Origin of the sequence: Nitrososphaera sp. (assembly GCF_013388945.1) — an archaeon.
Lineage (GTDB): Archaea > Thermoproteota > Nitrososphaeria > Nitrososphaerales > Nitrososphaeraceae > Nitrososphaera.
The window spans coordinates 19,198-36,979 of record NZ_JACAEH010000019.1; the positions used below are offsets into that span (position 1 = coordinate 19,198).

At 53.1% G+C, this 17,782-nt stretch carries 19 protein-coding genes; 8 read left to right on the forward strand and 11 right to left on the reverse strand.

Going from position 1 to position 17,782, the window contains the following annotated elements:
* Positions 1-9: 9 nt before the first annotated feature.
* From HXY31_RS09375 to HXY31_RS09385, 3 genes are all read right to left on the reverse strand, one after another.
* Positions 10-690: a 50S ribosomal protein L18 gene (locus tag HXY31_RS09375; protein WP_292642403.1), complete on the reverse strand. Its 681-nt coding sequence runs from the start codon at positions 688-690 to the stop codon at positions 10-12.
* Between the two features lie 62 nt (positions 691-752).
* Positions 753-1,535, reverse strand: a complete 783-nt coding sequence (gene larB, locus HXY31_RS09380) for a nickel pincer cofactor biosynthesis protein LarB (protein ID WP_292642369.1) — start codon at positions 1,533-1,535, stop codon at positions 753-755.
* Positions 1,536-1,578: 43 nt separating this feature from the next.
* Positions 1,579-2,493 (reverse strand): malate dehydrogenase, encoded by a 915-nt coding sequence (locus HXY31_RS09385; RefSeq protein WP_292642371.1) that lies wholly within the window; start codon positions 2,491-2,493, stop codon positions 1,579-1,581.
* 124 nt (positions 2,494-2,617) lie between these two features.
* Here HXY31_RS09385 and HXY31_RS09390 point away from each other — a divergent pair, with 124 nt between their 5' ends.
* The 7 genes from HXY31_RS09390 (at position 2,618) to HXY31_RS09420 (ending at position 8,237) form a co-directional block, all read left to right on the forward strand.
* Positions 2,618-3,037 carry an SRPBCC family protein gene (locus HXY31_RS09390; RefSeq protein ID WP_292642373.1) on the forward strand — a complete coding sequence of 140 codons (420 nt, stop codon included), beginning with the start codon at positions 2,618-2,620 and terminating at the stop codon, positions 3,035-3,037.
* Between the two features lie 75 nt (positions 3,038-3,112).
* The gene (locus HXY31_RS09395; RefSeq protein ID WP_292642375.1) at positions 3,113-3,685 is read left to right on the forward strand and encodes a hypothetical protein; all 573 of its coding nucleotides are present in this window, start codon (positions 3,113-3,115) and stop codon (positions 3,683-3,685) included.
* Between the two features lie 31 nt (positions 3,686-3,716).
* A complete protein-coding gene (larC, locus tag HXY31_RS09400) occupies positions 3,717-4,958 on the forward strand; it encodes a nickel pincer cofactor biosynthesis protein LarC (protein WP_292642377.1) in 1,242 nt (413 codons plus the stop codon).
* On the forward strand, positions 4,955-5,761 hold the full coding sequence (gene larE, locus HXY31_RS09405; RefSeq protein ID WP_292642379.1) for an ATP-dependent sacrificial sulfur transferase LarE: 807 nt from the start codon (positions 4,955-4,957) through the stop codon (positions 5,759-5,761). The genes larC and larE overlap by 4 nt, the downstream gene beginning before the upstream one ends.
* Entirely contained in the window at positions 5,754-6,929 is a 1,176-nt protein-coding gene (locus HXY31_RS09410) for a cysteine desulfurase family protein (protein WP_292642381.1), read from the forward strand. The genes larE and HXY31_RS09410 overlap by 8 nt, the downstream gene beginning before the upstream one ends.
* Before the next feature lie 36 nt (positions 6,930-6,965).
* Complete coding sequence (locus HXY31_RS09415) at positions 6,966-7,448, forward strand: peroxiredoxin (protein WP_292642383.1); 483 nt, start codon at positions 6,966-6,968, stop codon at positions 7,446-7,448.
* A gap of 42 nt (positions 7,449-7,490) precedes the next feature.
* The gene (locus HXY31_RS09420; RefSeq protein ID WP_292642385.1) at positions 7,491-8,237 is read left to right on the forward strand and encodes a CFI-box-CTERM domain-containing protein; all 747 of its coding nucleotides are present in this window, start codon (positions 7,491-7,493) and stop codon (positions 8,235-8,237) included.
* 69 nt (positions 8,238-8,306) lie between these two features.
* Here the strand turns inward: HXY31_RS09420 and HXY31_RS09425 are convergent, their stop codons facing one another.
* From HXY31_RS09425 to HXY31_RS09435, 4 genes are all read right to left on the reverse strand, one after another.
* Positions 8,307-9,122: an ABC transporter permease gene (locus HXY31_RS09425; protein WP_292642387.1), complete on the reverse strand. Its 816-nt coding sequence runs from the start codon at positions 9,120-9,122 to the stop codon at positions 8,307-8,309.
* On the reverse strand, positions 9,103-9,918 hold the full coding sequence (locus HXY31_RS09430; RefSeq protein WP_292642389.1) for an ABC transporter ATP-binding protein: 816 nt from the start codon (positions 9,916-9,918) through the stop codon (positions 9,103-9,105). The genes HXY31_RS09425 and HXY31_RS09430 overlap by 20 nt, the downstream gene beginning before the upstream one ends.
* Positions 9,919-10,029: 111 nt before the next feature.
* A complete protein-coding gene (locus HXY31_RS12370; protein WP_366933095.1) occupies positions 10,030-10,239 on the reverse strand; it encodes a DUF2061 domain-containing protein in 210 nt (69 codons plus the stop codon).
* A 44-nt stretch (positions 10,240-10,283) separates the two neighbouring features.
* The gene (locus HXY31_RS09435) at positions 10,284-11,369 is read right to left on the reverse strand and encodes an ABC transporter substrate-binding protein (protein ID WP_292642391.1); all 1,086 of its coding nucleotides are present in this window, start codon (positions 11,367-11,369) and stop codon (positions 10,284-10,286) included.
* Positions 11,370-11,526: 157 nt separating this feature from the next.
* Between HXY31_RS09435 and HXY31_RS09440 the strand changes: the two genes are divergently transcribed.
* Complete coding sequence (locus HXY31_RS09440) at positions 11,527-12,513, forward strand: phosphosulfolactate synthase (protein WP_292642393.1); 987 nt, start codon at positions 11,527-11,529, stop codon at positions 12,511-12,513.
* Positions 12,514-13,037: 524 nt separating this feature from the next.
* Here the strand turns inward: HXY31_RS09440 and HXY31_RS09445 are convergent.
* The 4 genes from HXY31_RS09445 to HXY31_RS09460 all read right to left on the reverse strand — a co-directional run.
* Positions 13,038-14,387 carry a hypothetical protein gene (locus HXY31_RS09445; RefSeq protein ID WP_292642395.1) on the reverse strand — a complete coding sequence of 450 codons (1,350 nt, stop codon included), beginning with the start codon at positions 14,385-14,387 and terminating at the stop codon, positions 13,038-13,040.
* A gap of 465 nt (positions 14,388-14,852) precedes the next feature.
* Entirely contained in the window at positions 14,853-15,365 is a 513-nt protein-coding gene (locus tag HXY31_RS09450; RefSeq protein WP_292642397.1) for an acetyl-CoA carboxylase biotin carboxyl carrier protein subunit, read from the reverse strand.
* The gene (locus HXY31_RS09455) at positions 15,366-16,859 is read right to left on the reverse strand and encodes an acetyl-CoA carboxylase biotin carboxylase subunit (protein WP_292642399.1); all 1,494 of its coding nucleotides are present in this window, start codon (positions 16,857-16,859) and stop codon (positions 15,366-15,368) included. It abuts the gene before it with no gap.
* A gap of 9 nt (positions 16,860-16,868) precedes the next feature.
* A partial coding sequence (locus HXY31_RS09460; protein ID WP_292642401.1) for a carboxyl transferase domain-containing protein occupies positions 16,869-17,782 on the reverse strand: 914 nt, incomplete at its 5' end.

Consider the following 17,782-nt stretch of genomic DNA (forward strand, 5'->3'; position numbering starts at 1 on the left):
AAAAGTGACTCACTTCTTCTTGCCCTCCTTGGGTTTCTTCTCAGCCTTGGCCTCTTTCTTTGGTTCCTTACCGCCCTTTGGCTTGGCTTCCTTCTTGGGCGCCTCTTTCTTCTCTTTCGGTGCCCTCGGCTCTGCAGGCTTGCCGGTTATCTTGGTCCTTACCTCGTCAAAGTGGGAAGGATAGTCCTCCGGCTTGAGGCCGTTCTTCAAAAGAGCTGAAAACCGTGAATTGTATTCCTGCTGGTCTGACTTCAACGCGTTTGCATAGTCGGCGATGTGCTGGCCGGATATTCTCTCGTCTGACGGCACAGATTCTTCAGATATCGGCATGTTCACGCCTGCATCTGCAATGCCCTTGGCGCACGCTGCGACCCTCGTGGTAAAGTGCTCCTTGCCGATGTACAGCACCGCCTTGCTGGTGCCCTTTTCAAGCGCCTTCTTGCCAAGGAGCAGGCCTGTCAGGTAGCACGCTGGCAGGTTGTTTGTAGAGCCCTTCCAGCCGTGCTTGGCAAGCTCGTGGCTGTGCGCTGAAGCTATAACCCTGTCGCCTGTTGGCGTGGCCTTTATCACCTGCGCCGATACGTTCTGGTCCGTGACTCTGACTGTGGCAAACGAGTGCCTGCCGATGATGACGGCGGCCCTCTTGCGGTAATTGGTCTTGTCAAGCCTTATCCTCTTGAGAGTATGCACAAAAGTCAACTAGTATCATTCACCCTTTCCAATGCGATAGGGGTCAAAAAATTCTATAGCACTTATAAACGTTCATAGCTGGCGTTCACTCTCTTGGCGATTGACGCCGCAAACGCGCCCGCCCCCACGCCGTTGTCGATGTTGACCACCGCAAGCCCGAGCGTGCAGCTCTGCAGCATCGACGCAAGTGCGGCGACGCCTTCAGATCCAAAGCCATAGCCCACCGATGTGGGCACGCCTACCACAGGCACGTCAACCATCGACGCAACCACCGACGCAAGCGCGCCTTCCATCCCGGCGACGACGACTATGGCGCCCACCTTTTTTGAGAGCATGTCTTTGAGCGCAGGGAACAGCCTGTGCATGCCTGCGATGCCGACATCATAGCTTGTTATCGCCTTGCAGCCCATCGCCTCTGCAACAAGGCGCGCCTCTTCTGCGACCCCGATGTCAGATGTGCCGGCCGCCACAACGCCTACAGTGCCGCGGTTCTTTTGCGCCGGCTTGTCGATGACAAGAATAGTAGTGCTGTTCCTGCCGGTCTCCACCTTCAGCCCTTTTTTCTGAAGCGCAGAGACGAGCCTTTTCAGGTCACGCTTTTTTATCCTGCTCACCACAACCCGGCCGCTTCTTTTGGCAGAAGCGACGGCTATCTTGACAGTGTCGGCGTACTCTTTGCGCTCTGCCAGGATTATCTCGGGCAGGCCCTTTCGGGGCTCCCTGCCGACGTCCAGCTTTGCAATATCCTCGACGTGCTCGATTGCGCTTATTGCTATCTGCTTCTGCGCCTCCTCAAAGCTGATTGCGCCCCTTGCGAACCTGTCAAGGATTGTGCGTAAGTCCAAGCAGATTACGATTGACGATATCGGGATAAAAGGTTTGGTGAAATTAGAGGGGGAGGGCCGCGATTGCTTCCTTGACGCTTGCCACTCCTTTGTTAAAGACGTCCTGCTCAAAGCCGTCCAGCTTGAGCTCGATTATCTTTTCGACGCCGCCAGCGCCAATGACAGCAGGCACGCCGATGCAGATGTCAGACACGCCGTACTGGCCCTGCAGGTACGCAGAGACGGGTATCACCATCTTTTTGTCCTTTGCCATCGACTCTATCATGGTCGCGACCGCGTTGCCCGGCGCATACACCGTTGCGCCCTTTAGCGCAATGACATCGGCTGCGACCTTCTTTGTCTTTTCAAAGATCTCGTGCGCCTTTTCCTTTGAGATAAAGTCGTGGAGCGGTATGCCGCCAAGCGACGAGTAGCGGGTGAGCGGGAGCATGTTCTCGCCGTGCTCTGAAATCACCATCGCCTGTATGGAGTCGCGCGAGACGCCTGTAGCCTCCTGTATAAAGCTCTTGAACCTAGACAGGTCGAGCATGCCTCCCATGCCCATCACCTTGCTCTTTGCAGAGCCGATAGTCTTGAGCGCAAGGTAGGTCATCGGGTCAAGCGGGTTTGTAACTACAATCACCGTGGCATCCTTTGCGTACGTCGCTATCTTGGACGCGACGTCCTTGACTATTCCTGCGTTTGTCTTTAAAAGATCCATCCTTGTCATGCCCGGCTTGCGCCCGACGCCGGCGACAAGCACGACATAGTCTGAGCCGCGCATGTCTTCATAGTTGTTGGAGCCCCTTGCAATGGAGTCGGAGCCCCTCTCGGAGAGCTGGTGGTTTATGTCCATCGCCTCGCCCTGCGGCAGGCCCTGCACGATGTCAAGCAGCAATATGTCGTCGAGTTCTCTCAGGCCGCAGTTGAGGGCGGCAGAAGCGCCAACTTTGCCGGATCCAATAACGGTTATTGTCATTTGTGGTGCTAGCGCGCTGGATTACTTATAAACCTACAAACTGTCAGGCTCAGTCGGGCAAGTCTGATCTAGTCAGGGGTAGCGCACTGCCCAACTTAATTATCGGCACGGCGAATATTCCATCATGTCCATTCAGATCGAAAACTTTGACGTGCAAAATGTATCTATATCCGCTCCCTTTGAGCGAGTCTTTTCATACATTGCCGATCCAGCGAACCTGCCAAGATGGACGAACGCGTTTGCCAAAGCAGACGAAACAAGCGCCGTTATGGTAACCCCTAACGGGGAACTCAAAATCGGACTCAAAACAAAAGCCTCAAAGGAGCACGGCACGGTTGACTGGTACATGACCATGCCTGACGGCAGCGTCGGAGCAGCGTTCTCTAGAGCGACTCCAAACGGGTCCGGAACGGTATACACTTTTGTCCTGATGGCTCCTCCTGTTCCTGTGGAGCAAATCGAAGGAACCCTCAAGCAGCAGAAGGAGATCCTGCGCAAGGAGCTTGAAAAGCTCAAAGGAATTCTGGAGGGTGCCAGCCCTTAGCCGAACACCTGCGAGTGCTTTCTCAAAACTGATCGCAGATCAGCTTTAAATTGAGCAGCTGCTGACACAAAGAGCGTGTCAGGGAAAAAGGGGGGAGGTAAGCGCGACGACAGCTATTTTGCGGCCGAGAGGCGAAAGAACAAGAACACACGCCTGTTGCTCATCGGGGCCGGCATCGGCGTCGCCATCGCGGCTGTAGCAGCTGCATTTGCGTACCAATCCATCAACCCTCCAGACCCTTACGTCCTTGGCTCTGCGCACGAACACGCCGTGTTTGCAGTAATCCTTGACGGGCAAAAAATAGACTTTTCGCAGGACAAGTACCAGGTCAAGTCGCGGTTCATACACGTCGAGAACAACGACGGGACGACGATTCATCGTCACGCCGTAGGTGTGCCTTTTGAATTCTTCCTTGAAAGCGTCGGCATGGGAATACAGGGCGACTGCTTTGTCCGCGACGACGGCCAGCAATTCTGCGACGACGGAGGCAAGCAGCTCAGGTTCTTTGTCAACGGCGAAGAGGTCGACCTGCTCGCCAACTATGTTGTGGAGGACGAGGACCGTGTGCTTGTGATATACGGCAACCAGACCGATGAGGAGATCCAGCAGGAACTTACCCTGCTTGATGAGACGCCGGTCAAGAAGTAAACGTGATATAAAGCGCCACTCAATGACTTGCATGGCAAAGCTAGCGGTCATTGACTGCCAGGTCGCCGGGATCGCCGGCGACATGCTGATGTCGGCCCTTGTGGACGCCGGCGCTGACAGGAAAAAGGTAGCCGATGCAATCTTTGCCTGCCAGAAATTCCTGAAGGGAAGCAAGATAACCAAGGTGTCGTTTGACAAAATAACAACACACGGGTTTTACGCGACGCAGCTTGCGCTTGTCTGCAAGGACAGCGTGCACGAGCGCAAAGGGGCGGAGATGACAGGCGCGCTTGAAAAGACCTGCGACCTGCTCGGCATATCCGGCAAGGCGCGCAGGTTTGCCGAGTCGTCGCTCAAATCGATAATATCTGCCGAAGCCACAATCCACGGCGAGAGCCCGGACAGCGTCCACCTGCACGAGGCGTCAAGCATAGACACGCTTGCAGACATTGTGGGCTGCGCGGTCGCGCTAGACGACCTCGGGCTGTTTGACGCACAGGTGTATTCCACAAAAATAGCGGTGGGCGCCGGCACGCTGAAGTTCTCGCACGGCAAGGTGCCAAACCCTGCCGATGCAGTACTGCACATATTCAAGGGCCGGCAGTTTGTGCTCGAAGGCGGGCAGGCAAAAGACGAGCTTGCCACGCCCACCGGCTCCGCACTTCTTGCCAATATTGCCCAGAAAAGCGTCGACTCGTACCCGCCCATCACCGTGGAAAAAATCGGCTACGGGGCAGGCTGCAAGAAATTCGCCGGCTTTGCCAACCTTGTCAGGGTTACGATAGGCACGGCGCCGGCTGCGGCTGAAAAAGACACGGTGTGCCTCGTGGAGACAAACGTCGACGACGTAACCGGCGAGACTCTTGGCAACCTCATAGAAAAGCTGACCGAGGCCGGCGCAAAGGACGTGACCGTCCTGACGGGCACCGGCAAGAAGGGCCGGCCCTCCCATCTCGTGAGGGTTATATGCGATAACAGGCTACAGGACGCCATGCTCGACGTGCTGTTTGGCGAGACCGGGACTCTTGGCGCCCGGATACAGCAGGTGGAAAGGGTGGTTCTTCCCCGCGAAATAATCACAGTGCCGGTAAAGATAGCGGGCAGCACGTTCAACGTCCACGTCAAGGTCGCCAAGGACGCTGCAGGTAACATAAGGGGAGCCAAGCCCGAGTTTGAAGACATCAAGATAATCGCCGCGCGCTGCGGCATGCCTGCCCGGCGCGTGGCAGAGCTCGTGGGCGCGCAGGTGGCGCAAAAGACTGGTGCGACATGACAGACTTTGAAAGGCTTGCCGGGTGGTTCGTGCAAAACGGCGAGCGGGCGCTGGTGGCGCTCTCTGGCGGGGTGGACAGCGCCGTGGTCGCGCTTGCCGCAAAAAAAGCCCTTGGCAACAACACCGTCGCAGTCACGGCAGACTACAAGACGCTTGCAGAAGAAGAGCTAGAGAGCGCGAGGCAGGTCGCGCGTGAGATAGGCATACGCCACGTGATAATCGAGTACGACGAGCTGGAAAACCCGGAATTTGTGAAAAACGACGGCTCGCGTTGTTATCATTGCCGGACAGAGCTTGGTGAGCACCTTGCAAGGGAGGCAGAAAAGCTTGGAATAGCGCTGATGGTAGACGGCACGCACGTCGACGACCTGTCAGACTACCGCCCCGGGATTCGCGCGCTGCGCGAAAACGGCGTGCGGAGCCCGCTTGCAGAGCTTGGCATCGGAAAGGCGTCAGTCAGGCAGATGGCAAAAGATCACAACCTGTCGGTGCACGACAGGCCGTCAAACGCGTGCCTTGCTTCGAGAATACCTGCAGGCATGGAAGTCACCTATGAAAAACTGCGCAGAATAGAAAGCGCCGAGATCGCAGTCAAGTCTGTGTTTGGCGTGAGGCAGGTGCGCGTGCGCGACCACGGCGACGTGGCGAGAATAGAGGTCGGAAAGGACGAGCTCCTCAGGGTGTTTGACGCAGACAAGCTTGCGATAATCGACGCCAAGCTGAAGGAGCTCGGCTTCAAGTTCGTCGCAGTCGATGCGGCCGGCTACAGGCAGGGCAGGCTAGCGGTGGTGGAAAATGGCTGAGCGCATCTACCTTGACAGTGCCGCTTCGACGCCTGTTGCCGACGACGTGATGCAGGAGATGCTGCCTTACCTGAAGCAGCAGTTCGGCAACCCGTCGTCGATACATTCCTTCGGGCGGGAGACCACGCGCGCAGTACAGCAGGCCCGAAAGCGCGTCGCAGAGCTTGTGGGCGCCAAGACGTCAGAGATAACGTTTACCTCGGGAGGCACGGAAGCCGACAACCTCGCAGTCAAAGGAGCCGCAGGCTATGCAAAAGACCGGCTGGGCAAAACGCACGTCATTACAAGCTACATAGAGCACGACGCGGTGCTCGAGCCCTGCCGCGACCTTGAGCGCTTGGGATACAGTGTCACGTATCTCCCGGTTACTGCAAAGGGTGAGGTCCGGCCAGAGGACCTGCAAAAGGCGCTCACAGAAGACACGGCGCTTGTGAGCATCATGCACGCAAACAACGAGGTCGGGACGATACAGCCGGTAAAGGAGCTTTGCAGGATTGCGCACGGGGCTGGCGCGCTGTTCCACACAGACGCCGTGCAGGCCGCAGGCAAGATATCTGTCAGCGTGAAGGACCTCGGCGTCGACCTTCTCTCAATGTCGTCTCACAAGATAAACGGACCAAAGGGCGTGGGCGCGCTGTATGTCCGCGACGGCCTTGAGATATTCCCGCTGATACACGGCGGCGGGCAAGAGTCGGAGCTCCGCTCGGGGACCGAAAACGTGCCGGGAATCGTCGGCTTTGGCAAGGCCTGCGAGCTTGCCGCAAAGAACCTTGCAGTCTATCAAAAACAGGTGTCAGGGTTGCGCGACTATCTTGTCGATAAAGTGCTCAAGGAAATTCCGCACAGCAGGCTCAACGGTTCTTCTGACAACCGCCTGCCTGCAAACGCGCACTTTACGTTCTTTGGCGTGAACGGCGAGGACCTGATAATCAAGCTGGACGAAAACGGCATCGCCGCGTCTACCGGCTCGGCATGCTCTGTCAAGAAGCAAAAGCCCTCTCACGTGCTGAAGGCCATGGGCTTTTCGTACGAGGAGATAACCGGCTCGCTCCGGCTTACGCTTTCTGCGCAGAACACGAAAGAGGAGATAGACCGTACAGTGTACGTGTTGTCAAACGTCGTAAAGGAGCTTCGAGCGCTTTCACCTTTCAAGTCAAAATACGTCTGAAAATCTTTTTATGCTGATGCTGACCGGATTTCATTTATGGCAAAGGCATCAGTTCCAAAGATAGGCCAGAAGGCACCCGACTTTGAACTCCCCGACGCTGACATGAAGATGCACAAGCTCAGCGACTACAGGGGCAAAAAGACAGTCCTTGCGTTCTTTCCGGCGGCAGAGTCTCCCGTGTGCACCGCAGAGATGTGCACGCTCCGGGACTCGATGGACGAGCTGCGCGACTATGGTGCGCAGGTGCTCGGAATTTCAGTTGACGGCCCGTTTTCAAACAAGTTCTTTACGGTAAACCGCCACCTTAACTTCCCCGTGCTCTCTGACTATGACCGGAAAGTGATAAGCAGGTACGGCATCGTGATGAAGAATCTGGCCTCGCTCAAGGGCTACAACGCCGCAAAGAGGTCGGTGTTCATACTGGACGAGCAGGGCAAGGTGCGCTACAGGTGGGTGTCAGATAACCCGCTTGTTGAGCCAAACTACGCGGAGATAAAGGAGCACCTGAAGAACAACTAGCTCCTCCAATTCTTTATATAGAAAAGAAGGGCAAAAGGATTGTTGCACAAAACGCTCCTCGGCGTTGCAGTTGCTGTTGCAGCCGTGCTTTCGCTGGGCCTGATCCCTGCGCCGGCAATGGGCCAGGACTCGCTTGGGTTCGGGGACAGGGTCTCGGTGGAAGTCACCCGGGCAAACCAGACGGGCACAAACGGCACCGATGGCGGGACCGCGCAGCCGTCGGGATGCCTCATAGCGACAGCGGCGTTTGGCTCGGAGCTGACGCCGCAGGTGCAATTCTTGCGCGACTTTAGGGACCAGCGCATACTTTCGACCGCAGCAGGCTCGAGCTTTATGAATGTCTTTAACACCTGGTACTACAGCTTTAGCCCGTCAGTCGCAGACTATGAGCGGGAGCAGCCCTGGCTCCAGGCAGCGGTCAAGACTGCAATCTATCCGCTCCTTGGGATACTTGGCGTCGCAGAGAAAGGCTACAGCCTTGCGGACGGCGAAGCAGGCACGGTTCTTGCAGGGTTTGCTGCAAGCACACTCATCGGCGCGGTCTATTTGTCGCCGGCTGCTGTTGCCATTCGGAAAAAGGCGCCTGCGAAAAAACTTGCAATGGCGCTTGCCGTGGCGCTTGTTGCCTCGCTTGGCATGATAGCGGCAGGCGCGGCGCTTGAAAACAGCACGCTTCTCATGGCCTCGACTGCGCTGTTTGTGCTCTCTTCGATGGGAATGGGCATAGTGGCCGTGATGCGCCTTGCAAGAACGGTTGAAGACCGCCTTAAGGAAGGCCAAAGTCCATAAATAATTATCTTTCGATTTTGCTGCATAACAAGATGCAGTCAGACCGGGAGTAATATCTTATGCAACATTCTACTCATTGTGCTGATTCAGGCCCCACCTAGCCCTTACTTTTTCTTCAAGCCTCATGAACACTAGTCGGTCAACAAGCAAGCCTATTGCAAAGATAGCTATCATAACCGCGATTATTTGACTCATGTCGTTGAATTCCCTGCCTACGTGAAGGACGTGACCAAGCCCGTAAAGGGTCGTTATCAGTATCTCCGCCCCTATCAAAGCATGCCACGCAAACGACCAAGCCTGCCGAATGCCCATGATGAGCGAGGGGGTAGCTGCAGGAATCATTACGTACCTGAGTAGCGCGAAACCACTTGCGCCCATGTTCTTGGCAGCCCGTATGTAGATTGGGGGCACGTTGCGGATGGAGCCGTAGGTCGATGTCATGACAGAGAAGACTGACGCCATGATTACTACAAAGAGTATGCCAAAGTCATTGAACCCTATCAGGAGTATTGAAAATGGCACCCACGCGATACTTGGAAATGTGAGTAGTCCTACTGCAAATGAGCTCATGGTCTTTCCAAAGCCCTGAAACTTCACCATCGTCAGTCCGACTGCGCCGCCTATTCCCACGGCCATTGCAAACCCTGCAAGGAGCCTCCACATAGTCACCCCGATACCGACTGTCATGGAAGAATCGGTCACGAGGCGGGCAATTGTTTCTATCACCTTCGCCGGAGTGGGCATGAGCACAGACGGGAAGATTCCGATGTTTGAAACAAGCTGCCAGATTCCTACAAACGCGGCTAGGAAAAGGACGACATTGGCGATGTCAGTCGTATCTGGCCGGTATTCCTGCTTCCTAGCTTCAAGGATGGCTTTTTGCAAACTTGAAATCCTCCTGCAGCTCGTTCAAAAGTTCTCTGCGGATTGCGCTTATCTCCGGGCTGTCAATGTCGTGGGGCTTTGGATAGTCTATCACAATTTCCCTCTTTATGCCTCTGGTGTGTGGCGAAAGGAGTATGATACGATCTCCCAGTTGGACGGCCTCGTTGATGTTGTGCGTGACAAACAGGATCGTCTTGCCAGTCGATTTGTGTATCTGAAGTAACTGTTCGTGCAAAATCTCCCGCGTCTGCACGTCAAGCGCTGCAAAAGGCTCATCCATCAGTAATATCTGTGGGTCAAGTGCCAAAGCCCGCGCAATGGCTACCCTCTGCTTCATGCCCCCTGAGAGCTGGTATACGTATGAACCTGCAAACCTTGTCAGAGAGACCATTTCTATGAAATTACTGGCGATCTCTTTTCTGAGCTCCTTTGGGATTCCGGCGATCTTTAGCCCGAACTCTACGTTGTCCGTGACCGTCAGCCAGGGAAAGAGGGCTCCTTCCTGAAATATGACAACCCTCTCTGCTTTTCCAGTATTTTTGTTATCGCGCTTGGCAGAAATCGAGCCAGAATCAGGCGCGTCCAAGCCTGCTATTATGTTCAGAAGGGTGCTCTTGCCGCATCCTGAAGTACCCACTATAGTGACAAATTCACCTTCTCTCACGCGCAAGTTTAGTCTGTCGAGCACGCCGTGACGTCGAGGGTCACTGTTCTTCTCTACTTGCGGAAAGGTCTTGGAGACCTCTTTCAGTTCCAGAATTACGTTGCCCTGATATTCCTGTTCGATCTGAGCCATCGCACAATGTCCTGTGCATAGCGGATATAACTCACGTCAAAGACGCAACATCTGCGAGTTTGATGCCGATTTGGCTTAGGAGATCAGATACCATGGGATCATTGGAAAAGTTCACACCTGCCTTGATGTTCCCCACTTCACGCTGTTCCATATTCTTTCATGCAGATAGTAAATAGCAGTAGCCGATACGCTGAAAACTATCGTGATAATGGTAGTCTGCTGCAGATTGCCCGTAAATATCCAAGAAATCAGAGCCAAAAGACCTGTAAGAATTGCCCTATAACTGAGCATCTTTACAAGCGACCTTTTTCGCGTTTCCATAGCCGTGTTACGATCTTGAGGATATAAAAAAGAGGGAAAGAAGATTATGTTATTTCTTGCAATCCTCTTTCTCGCAGAACCTTGTTTAGGATGGTCAAGTCATAGATTTCCGAGAGGTCCGGTTTCTGCCTTAGATAGCCCAAATCGTAAGCGGCGTTTGCCGACTCGACAAGCGAATCTTTGATTGGATCGTAAGTAAGTTTTAACCTAGAGAGGGCGTCTTTGAATTCGTCATCTGGGATCGTCTTGCCGGTCAGAACCTGCAGCTGTTCGTTAAAGACTCTACGGGCCTCGTCAGGATGCGAATTTATCCAGTTTGTTTCGTCAATGTGCGCCTTGATCAGCTTTTCTATAACATCGGGGTTCTGGTTCAGATACTCTGTACGCACAATGATATGCGCTGTTACAAAGTCTCCGTTCGGCCACAGGTCTCGCTCGTCTAAGAATATGCTAGCGTTTGCTTCCTTGACGTGTTTGGCTACCCATGGCTCTGGAACCCAAGCGCCATCAATATCTTTCTTTACTAGCAGCGTAAAGATGTCTCCGTTTGATGCAGGCAGTACCTCTACATTCCCTCCATTCTCTTTTGTCTTGTAGCCGTTGTCAAGAAGGTACTTGCGCAGCGCGACATCCTGCGTATTACCCAGCTGGGGCGACGAGAATTTCTTGCCTGCAAAGTCTGCAACCGAGTTAATCCCTGCATCATTTCTTACAACAAAGGATGCGCCGCCGCTTGCAGCCCCTGCCACTATGCGCAACGCCTTACCTTCAGATTGAACATAGCCGTTGATTGCAGGGTTTGGTCCGATGTATGTCACGTCTATCTGGTTTGCAAAGAGTGCTTCTATGGCAGATGGACCTGCGTTGAAGATCTGGGTTTTCACCTCAATGTTACTTCCAAGGGCCTTCTGAAAGTCACCGTTTCCAAGGCCTATGACCGCCTGTGCATGAGTGAGGTTAGGGAAATACCCTATCCTTACCGTTTTCTGCTGTGCTGGTTCAGCAGCGGTCGTTGGGTTGTTGGTTGCAGTGTTTGTACTGCCAGTCGATGTCGCGAGTAGCGGAACCGACGTGAAAATGACCGCTATGATTATGGCCGCGGCGATGCCAAACTTTAGCTTGTTGTTCATGGGTTGATTCGCCGTCTGTTAGGGTTAATACTGCTCTTGAAGATGCAAGAAATGCAAGATACATGCAAAATCCTAGTAGAAATCGACGTCAAAGTGCAGAATCCGCACAGTTAGCAAGTTCAAAATATGCGCATAAACTGCATATGCATGTACAGAATTGCTTGAAGATTACGCCAAGAACAGGGTGGACGGCAAAAAGCCGAGAAAGGAAGGGAGGACCTACGTCATTGACAAGTTGCAGGGCCTTGATAAGGAGAACTTTGAAGCGATAGCCCCTTTCGTCGATGCGGTCAAGATCTATGGCGTTCTCCCCCTTTTGTTGCCTGAACAGGTATTGCAGAAGAAGATAAAATTTTACCAAGACCTTGGCGTAAAAGTCTCCACCGGTAGTACCATTTCTGAATACATGGTAGCGGAAAACGCGTTCGACAAGTTTGTAGCGGCTGCAGCTAGAATAGGATTTGACATCATAGAAATCGGCGAGAACAGTCTTGACTTAACTTTTGAACAAAAGAAAAAGGTTACTGACACCATTTTGGCCAAGAACCTAGAATTTCAATGGAAGGTGGGCAAAAAAGACCCGCGCCACCAGCTATCCATAGACTCTCTGGCAGCAAAGGTTGATGAGGCAGTCAAGCTAGGATCGGACAAGGTTGTGCTCGAAGCCAACGAGGGCGTTAACGTTGGCATATACGATGAAAAGGGAGCGATCAAGTGGAACTTTGTTGGAGCGCTTACTGCAAAATTTCCTCCAAACACTTTCATCTTTGAAGCGCCGCTTGAACATCAGCAGTCTGCCCTGATCGCAGAATTCGGTCAGAGAGTGAACCTTGCTGAGATCCATGTCGATGCTGTATCGTCAATAGAATCTCAAAGGAGGGGATTCCCTACAAAGGCGTCCTTCAGTGTGTCTTACTTGCGCAAAGAGCCCGAAGGAGGCCCGGGTGCAAAATTCGTCTATTTCATAATCAAGACTAGGCACCCTATAGACCAGGTTCAGATCATGGAGATGACGAGGCTGCCACGAAGGACTGTACAAAGCGCAATAGACGAGCTCAAGAGCCAAGGGTTGGTAATAGAAAGAAGTAGTCTCGACGATGCCAGAAAGAAGGTTTACAGTCCGGTGCAGTCAGTATGGCTGTAGTCTCTATGCAGGAACCGCACATTTCGCGCTTTACAGGCGCATTTGACGATGAATAAATCCTGTGCAACCTACAATATACCATGTTTGACGCATCTACCATAACACCAAGACAGACAGCCGAACGCGCGAATTTTATAATCTGCAACGAATGCTTTTGGTGCGCCTCATTGCTCGGCATTAAATCCGTTATTAAGGAATGTCCCTCCTGCCGCAAGAGTTCCGTAGAATCCATGCCAATCTTTCGTGATGAGAGATACACGGTCGATTACAACACTAGTACTGGAATAGTGCTAGAGTTTTCACTGGCAAGTAGGAAAAGTTTTGTGGCATCCGAGCATCATGGGTAGTGCAACTTGTTATAACAAAATAAGCTGCAGAGCGTGTGGCCAGAGACTCATCGTAACAAAGGTCTGTAGTTATTGTGGAGAACCAGTTAATTGGGAATGTAGTGGCTGTTCATATGTTGATGATTCATCACATAGCCATGGTGGGGTATAGAAATCAGCCGCATACCCACCAGAACTCTAGACAGAAACGGTTTTAGCTGTGGCATTCAGGCTGAGAGTATCAAATTTGACATGTATGGACTTGGCTATCTGTGCTTTGATATGCTCAGGGATGCCCCCGTAACACTTGTTCAAGACTTCGGTATTTTCCCATCCTCCTAAGCTTGCAACGTATGCAAGTGACCAATTAGTAGCCGCTAGATAATACTGTGCCATTGTATGCCTGAACAAATGCAAAGGATGTCCGTTAAAGTATAGCCCGTCTCCTAGTGCGTATATTCTTGTCTTTTCATTTAGCCAGCTTCTTCTATCAAGCTCTGCAAATATTTTCTTAAACCTGACAGCCATTCTTGACATAAAGTAAGAAGCCTGCAGCGCATTTGCCTTGTCGCTCTTGGCGTCCTCAAAAAACAAGAATTTCCTTCGCGGCAGCCTGTCACGTGCGGTCTCGACAACAGCCCTGCATTCTTCAGTTGGGTACTTGACCCACCACTTGCCTTCTTTTGTCAGGTACCAGTCGCCGCGCTTGATCTTTGGCTCAAACTGCTCGATTCTAAATAAAGGTGAGAAAGCTATTCTATCCCAACTCATAGATGCCATTGCAAATGCCCTTGCTCCGGTATGAAGGTCGATGTTCATGAAGCTCCAAGCTTCCCAGTCGCCCTCACTCCCAAGCAGCCTGTTTACCTTGTCTATCTGGTCAGGTGTAAGCATGATGTCTTTGTACTCGCCGAGCCTCTCAGGCGTCGTTGACAGTCCGTAGCGTCTTCCTTCCCCATGAGCGAAATTGATGTTGTGAGCGGCAAGGAAACTGCGATAGGCGTTAATCGTGTTTGTTTTCTGCATCTGTGGATGAGCAGTATTGAACCATGCAAGGAAATTATGCCAATATTCAATCGCTAGTTCCTTGCGCTTCGCGGTATCAATAGGCACACCAAAGCTTACGATAGTCTCTGGCATCAACTTTAGCTGGTCAGACATGCAGTGTACCACATTGAGAAGGTACTGGATTCTTCTCGGTGGAATCCCTCCGGATTTCAGAAACGTTATCCACTTTTGAATGCACGGGAGCTGGTTGAACGGTTCACTTTCTAACTGCCTATATTCATTTGCAAGCTGTTTTTGCAGCGAGATTACGATGTTCCCATTGGCATCACGCCTGATTCCCCACTTGCCCTCTCTATCCATTTCTGCCAGATAGCGTGAGACAGTACTGTGGTCCTTGCCAATGTCAGTGCCTATTTCTCTAGTTGTATAGTTACCGTTCTGTATGCTTATTGCTATAGCTTCTTTGATCTTATCCCTGTCTTTGACCTTTAGCCCCTTGACACGTAGACGGCTCTTTCTTCTTACAAATACTTGAGCCACTAGCCATCTACCTCTTCCTTCGTATTTGCACCTAGAACTGACATAAGCAGTGACGTGGTAGGGGGATAGATATATCAGATAACAAATAATAAAGTCGGAAAAATTGTTAGTGGTACTTGATGAGTCCTGAAGCAGATGTTTAGTGTCTGTACATTTTCAGGGCTAGCTTGAATCTTCGCGCCTGTGCAACGGTTTATGCAACGTTTTTGTTGCATTGGACGCACGAAGGTGGCGATTTTCTCACATAATTATTTACAAAACCTGCATCACTGCCCAGCCTGACTTTTGGGGCAGGCGCGTATCAAATATTAAAGAACTAACAGTCCGGCGGTTTTCCACTGGAAATGGCGGTAGAGCGCGGATATGCCTGTCCCAAAATTGTAACATTTTTTCGTGCTCAAAATGCGACAAGCTGCATCATTTTTCTGCATCTCCACTGGAAACGATGCCTCCAAAGCTGGCAGGCTACTCTATAACCGCAAGCACGTCGTTTCTTGAAACGCTTGCGCCCTGCTTGACCTTTATCTCCTTCAGGTGGCCGTCCCTGTGCGCCTTTACCGCAACCTGCATCTTCATCGATTCCAGGACTACAATGACGTCGCCCTTCTTGACGTCGGTTCCCGCCTGTGCCGGGATGTTCACGACCCTGCCTGGGATCTGGCTTGCCAAGTTCCTGTCACCGCCGCCGGCCCCGCCAAGCGCCGACGCCTTTTCCAAAACTTCTGTGAGCTTGGAATGCTTTTTGACAGTTATCGGCTGGCCGTCCAGCATTATTCTTATCTCGGCGCTCCCCGAGTTGAGCACCTTTGCGTGGTGGAACCTGTTGTCCAGTATGAACTCAAACTCACCGCTCCCAGACTTTAACAGCTTGAGCGTGTGGTTCTTGCTGCCGATGCTGACAAGCACCGAGCCGTCGTCAGCGGTCCTCAGCACCTCGCCTTTTAGCATCTGCGCAAGATCGCCGACTTTGAACTCCATCTAGAGGTTCACCCTTGCCTGCTTCCACCCTGACGACTTTGCCGGCGCGCCCTTTTTCACAAGCTCCGAGTGCAAAAGCGCGGCCGCGACTGCAGCCGACGCCTTCTCCTCGGCTTCTTTCTTGGACTCCTCGTTCATCCTGTCAAAGACCTTGAAGCGCTCAAGGTAGTCGGTAGAAAGTTCGCCTTTTATGAAATTCTTCTCGTCCATTATGGTCTTGTAGAGCGGGATGGTGGTGTTGATACCCTCTATCACAAACTCGTCCAGAGCGTTGCGCATCCTCACGCGGGCCTCGTCAAAGTTTCTTCCCCACGTCAGGAGCTTTGCCACAAGCGAGTCGTAAAAGCCGGATACGGTGCACCCCGGGTACAGGTAGGTGTCGACCCTGACTCCTGGCCCGTAGGGTATGTTGCAGTATGGCACGGGGCCGACGGACGGCGCAAAGTCGTAGAACGGGTCCTCCGCGTTTACCCTGCACTCTATGGCGCAGCCGTTCATCTTCAGGTCCTCCTGCTTGAACGGGATCTCCTCGCCCTGCGCGACTGCCACCTGCAGCTTCACAAGGTCAAGGCCGGTGACAAGCTCGGTGACCGGATGCTCCACCTGCAGGCGGGAGTTTATCTCGATAAAGTAAAAGTTGCCCTCCGGGTCGCGCAGAAATTCTGCGGTGCCTGCGTTCAAGTAGTCAACCGCAGCTGCAGCCCTGACTGCTATTTCGCCTATGCGCTCGCGCGTCTTCTGGTCGACGACAGGCGAGGGCGACATCTCTATCAGCTTCTGGTGCCTGCGCTGTACAGAGCACTCCCTCTCGAAAAGGTGCCGGCCGTTTCCGTGCGAGTCGCGTATCAATTGAAATTCGATGTGGCGTATCCTCTGCAGGTATTTCTCCACAAAGAGCGCCGACTTGCCAAACGCCGCCTTTGACTCGGCAGACGCCATCTCAAACTCCTGCCTGAGCTGCTTCTCGTCGTTTGCAAGCCTGATGCCCCTGCCGCCTCCGCCAAAAGCCGACTTTAGCAGCACTGGATACCCAGCCTCGTGCGCAATGTCTGCCGCCTTTTCAACGTCGCTTACTATGCCGTCGCTACCGGGCACCGTCGGGACCTTAGCCTTTTTCATGACTGCCTTGCACTTCATCTTGTCGCCGGTCAGGTCCATCGCCTTTGCCGTGGGGCCAATGAATATCATGCCGTTCTTGTCGCAGAGCTCTGGAAAGTTTTCGTTCTCTGAAAGGAAACCATAGCCGGGGTGGATTGCATCCGCGCCTGCAGCCTTGGCGGTTTCGACTATTTTTGCCATGTTCAGGTAGCTTTGCGCCGGCGCCGCGGGCCCTATGTGGTAGGCCTCGTCGGCCCTCTTTACGTGGACTGCGCGCACGTCCTCGTCAGAGTATACTGCAATCGACTTTATCCCAAGCTCCCTGCACGCCCTGATGACGCGGAGCGCTATCTCGCCCCTGTTTGCGATCAGGATGCTCGTGATTTTCTTGCCCATCTTGCTCCCTCACAGGTTGATGTTCCCGTGCTTCTTGTACGGCCTGGCCTCTTTCTTTGTCGCAAGCGCTTCAAGCGCGCGGATTATCATAGGCCTGGTCTCCATAGGGTCTATAACGAGATCGATTATGCCACGCTCTGCCGCAAGGTAGGGGTTTGCAAACTTATCGCGGTATTCCTTGGCTAGCTTTTTCTTGAGCGCCGGCGCGTCCGGGGCGCTTTTCAGCTCGCGCCTGTTGATGATAGTGACTGCTGCCTCTGGACCGAGCACCGCAATCTCTGCACTGGGCCAGGCATAGTTGATGTCTGCGCGCAGGTTCTTGCTCCCCATTGCGATGTAGGCGCCGCCGTATGCCTTACCCACTATGCAGGTTATCTTTGGGACCGTCGCCTCGCAGTACGCGAATAATAGTTTACTGCCGTGCCTGATGATGCCGTTGTGCTCCTGGTCGGTGCCTGGCAGGTAACCCGGCGTGTCTACAAGCGTGACTATGGGTATGTTGAAAGAGTCGCAGAACCTGATAAAGCGCGCCGCCTTGTTTGACGAGTTGATGTCAAGCGCGCCTGCGAGGTACATGGGCTGGTTTGCGACAATGCCGACGGTCCTGCCGCCCATCCTTGCAAAGCCTACAAGCACGTTTTCTGCAAACAGCTCGTGGACCTCGAAAAAGTCGCCGTTGTCGACTATAGACTTGATAATCTCGTTCATGTCGTACTGCTGGTACGGGTTCTCTGGCAGTATGTTGATGAGCTTCGGGTCGACCCTGTTAGAGTCGTCGCTCGTCTCTACGGCTGGTGGCTCCTCCGCGTTGTTCTGCGGCAGGAAAGACAGGAGCTTCTTTATCTTGTCAAAGCAGTCGTACTCGTTTTTCGCCACAAAGTGCGCGACGCCGGACTTGCTTCCGTGGGCTCGCGCGCCACCAA

Coding starts and splice junctions, on each gene's coding strand:
- HXY31_RS09385 (WP_292642371.1), bottom strand. CDS start 2,493: ATGACAATAACCGTTATTGGATCCGGCAAAGTTGGCGCTTCTGCCGCC.
- HXY31_RS09390 (WP_292642373.1), top strand. CDS start 2,618: ATGTCCATTCAGATCGAAAACTTTGACGTGCAAAATGTATCTATATCC.
- larC (WP_292642377.1), top strand. CDS start 3,717: ATGGCAAAGCTAGCGGTCATTGACTGCCAGGTCGCCGGGATCGCCGGC.
- larE (WP_292642379.1), top strand. CDS start 4,955: ATGACAGACTTTGAAAGGCTTGCCGGGTGGTTCGTGCAAAACGGCGAG.
- HXY31_RS09410 (WP_292642381.1), top strand. CDS start 5,754: ATGGCTGAGCGCATCTACCTTGACAGTGCCGCTTCGACGCCTGTTGCC.
- HXY31_RS09415 (WP_292642383.1), top strand. CDS start 6,966: ATGGCAAAGGCATCAGTTCCAAAGATAGGCCAGAAGGCACCCGACTTT.
- HXY31_RS09430 (WP_292642389.1), bottom strand. CDS start 9,918: ATGGCTCAGATCGAACAGGAATATCAGGGCAACGTAATTCTGGAACTG.
- HXY31_RS12370 (WP_366933095.1), bottom strand. CDS start 10,239: ATGGAAACGCGAAAAAGGTCGCTTGTAAAGATGCTCAGTTATAGGGCA.
- HXY31_RS09435 (WP_292642391.1), bottom strand. CDS start 11,369: ATGAACAACAAGCTAAAGTTTGGCATCGCCGCGGCCATAATCATAGCG.
- HXY31_RS09450 (WP_292642397.1), bottom strand. CDS start 15,365: ATGGAGTTCAAAGTCGGCGATCTTGCGCAGATGCTAAAAGGCGAGGTG.
- HXY31_RS09455 (WP_292642399.1), bottom strand. CDS start 16,859: ATGGGCAAGAAAATCACGAGCATCCTGATCGCAAACAGGGGCGAGATA.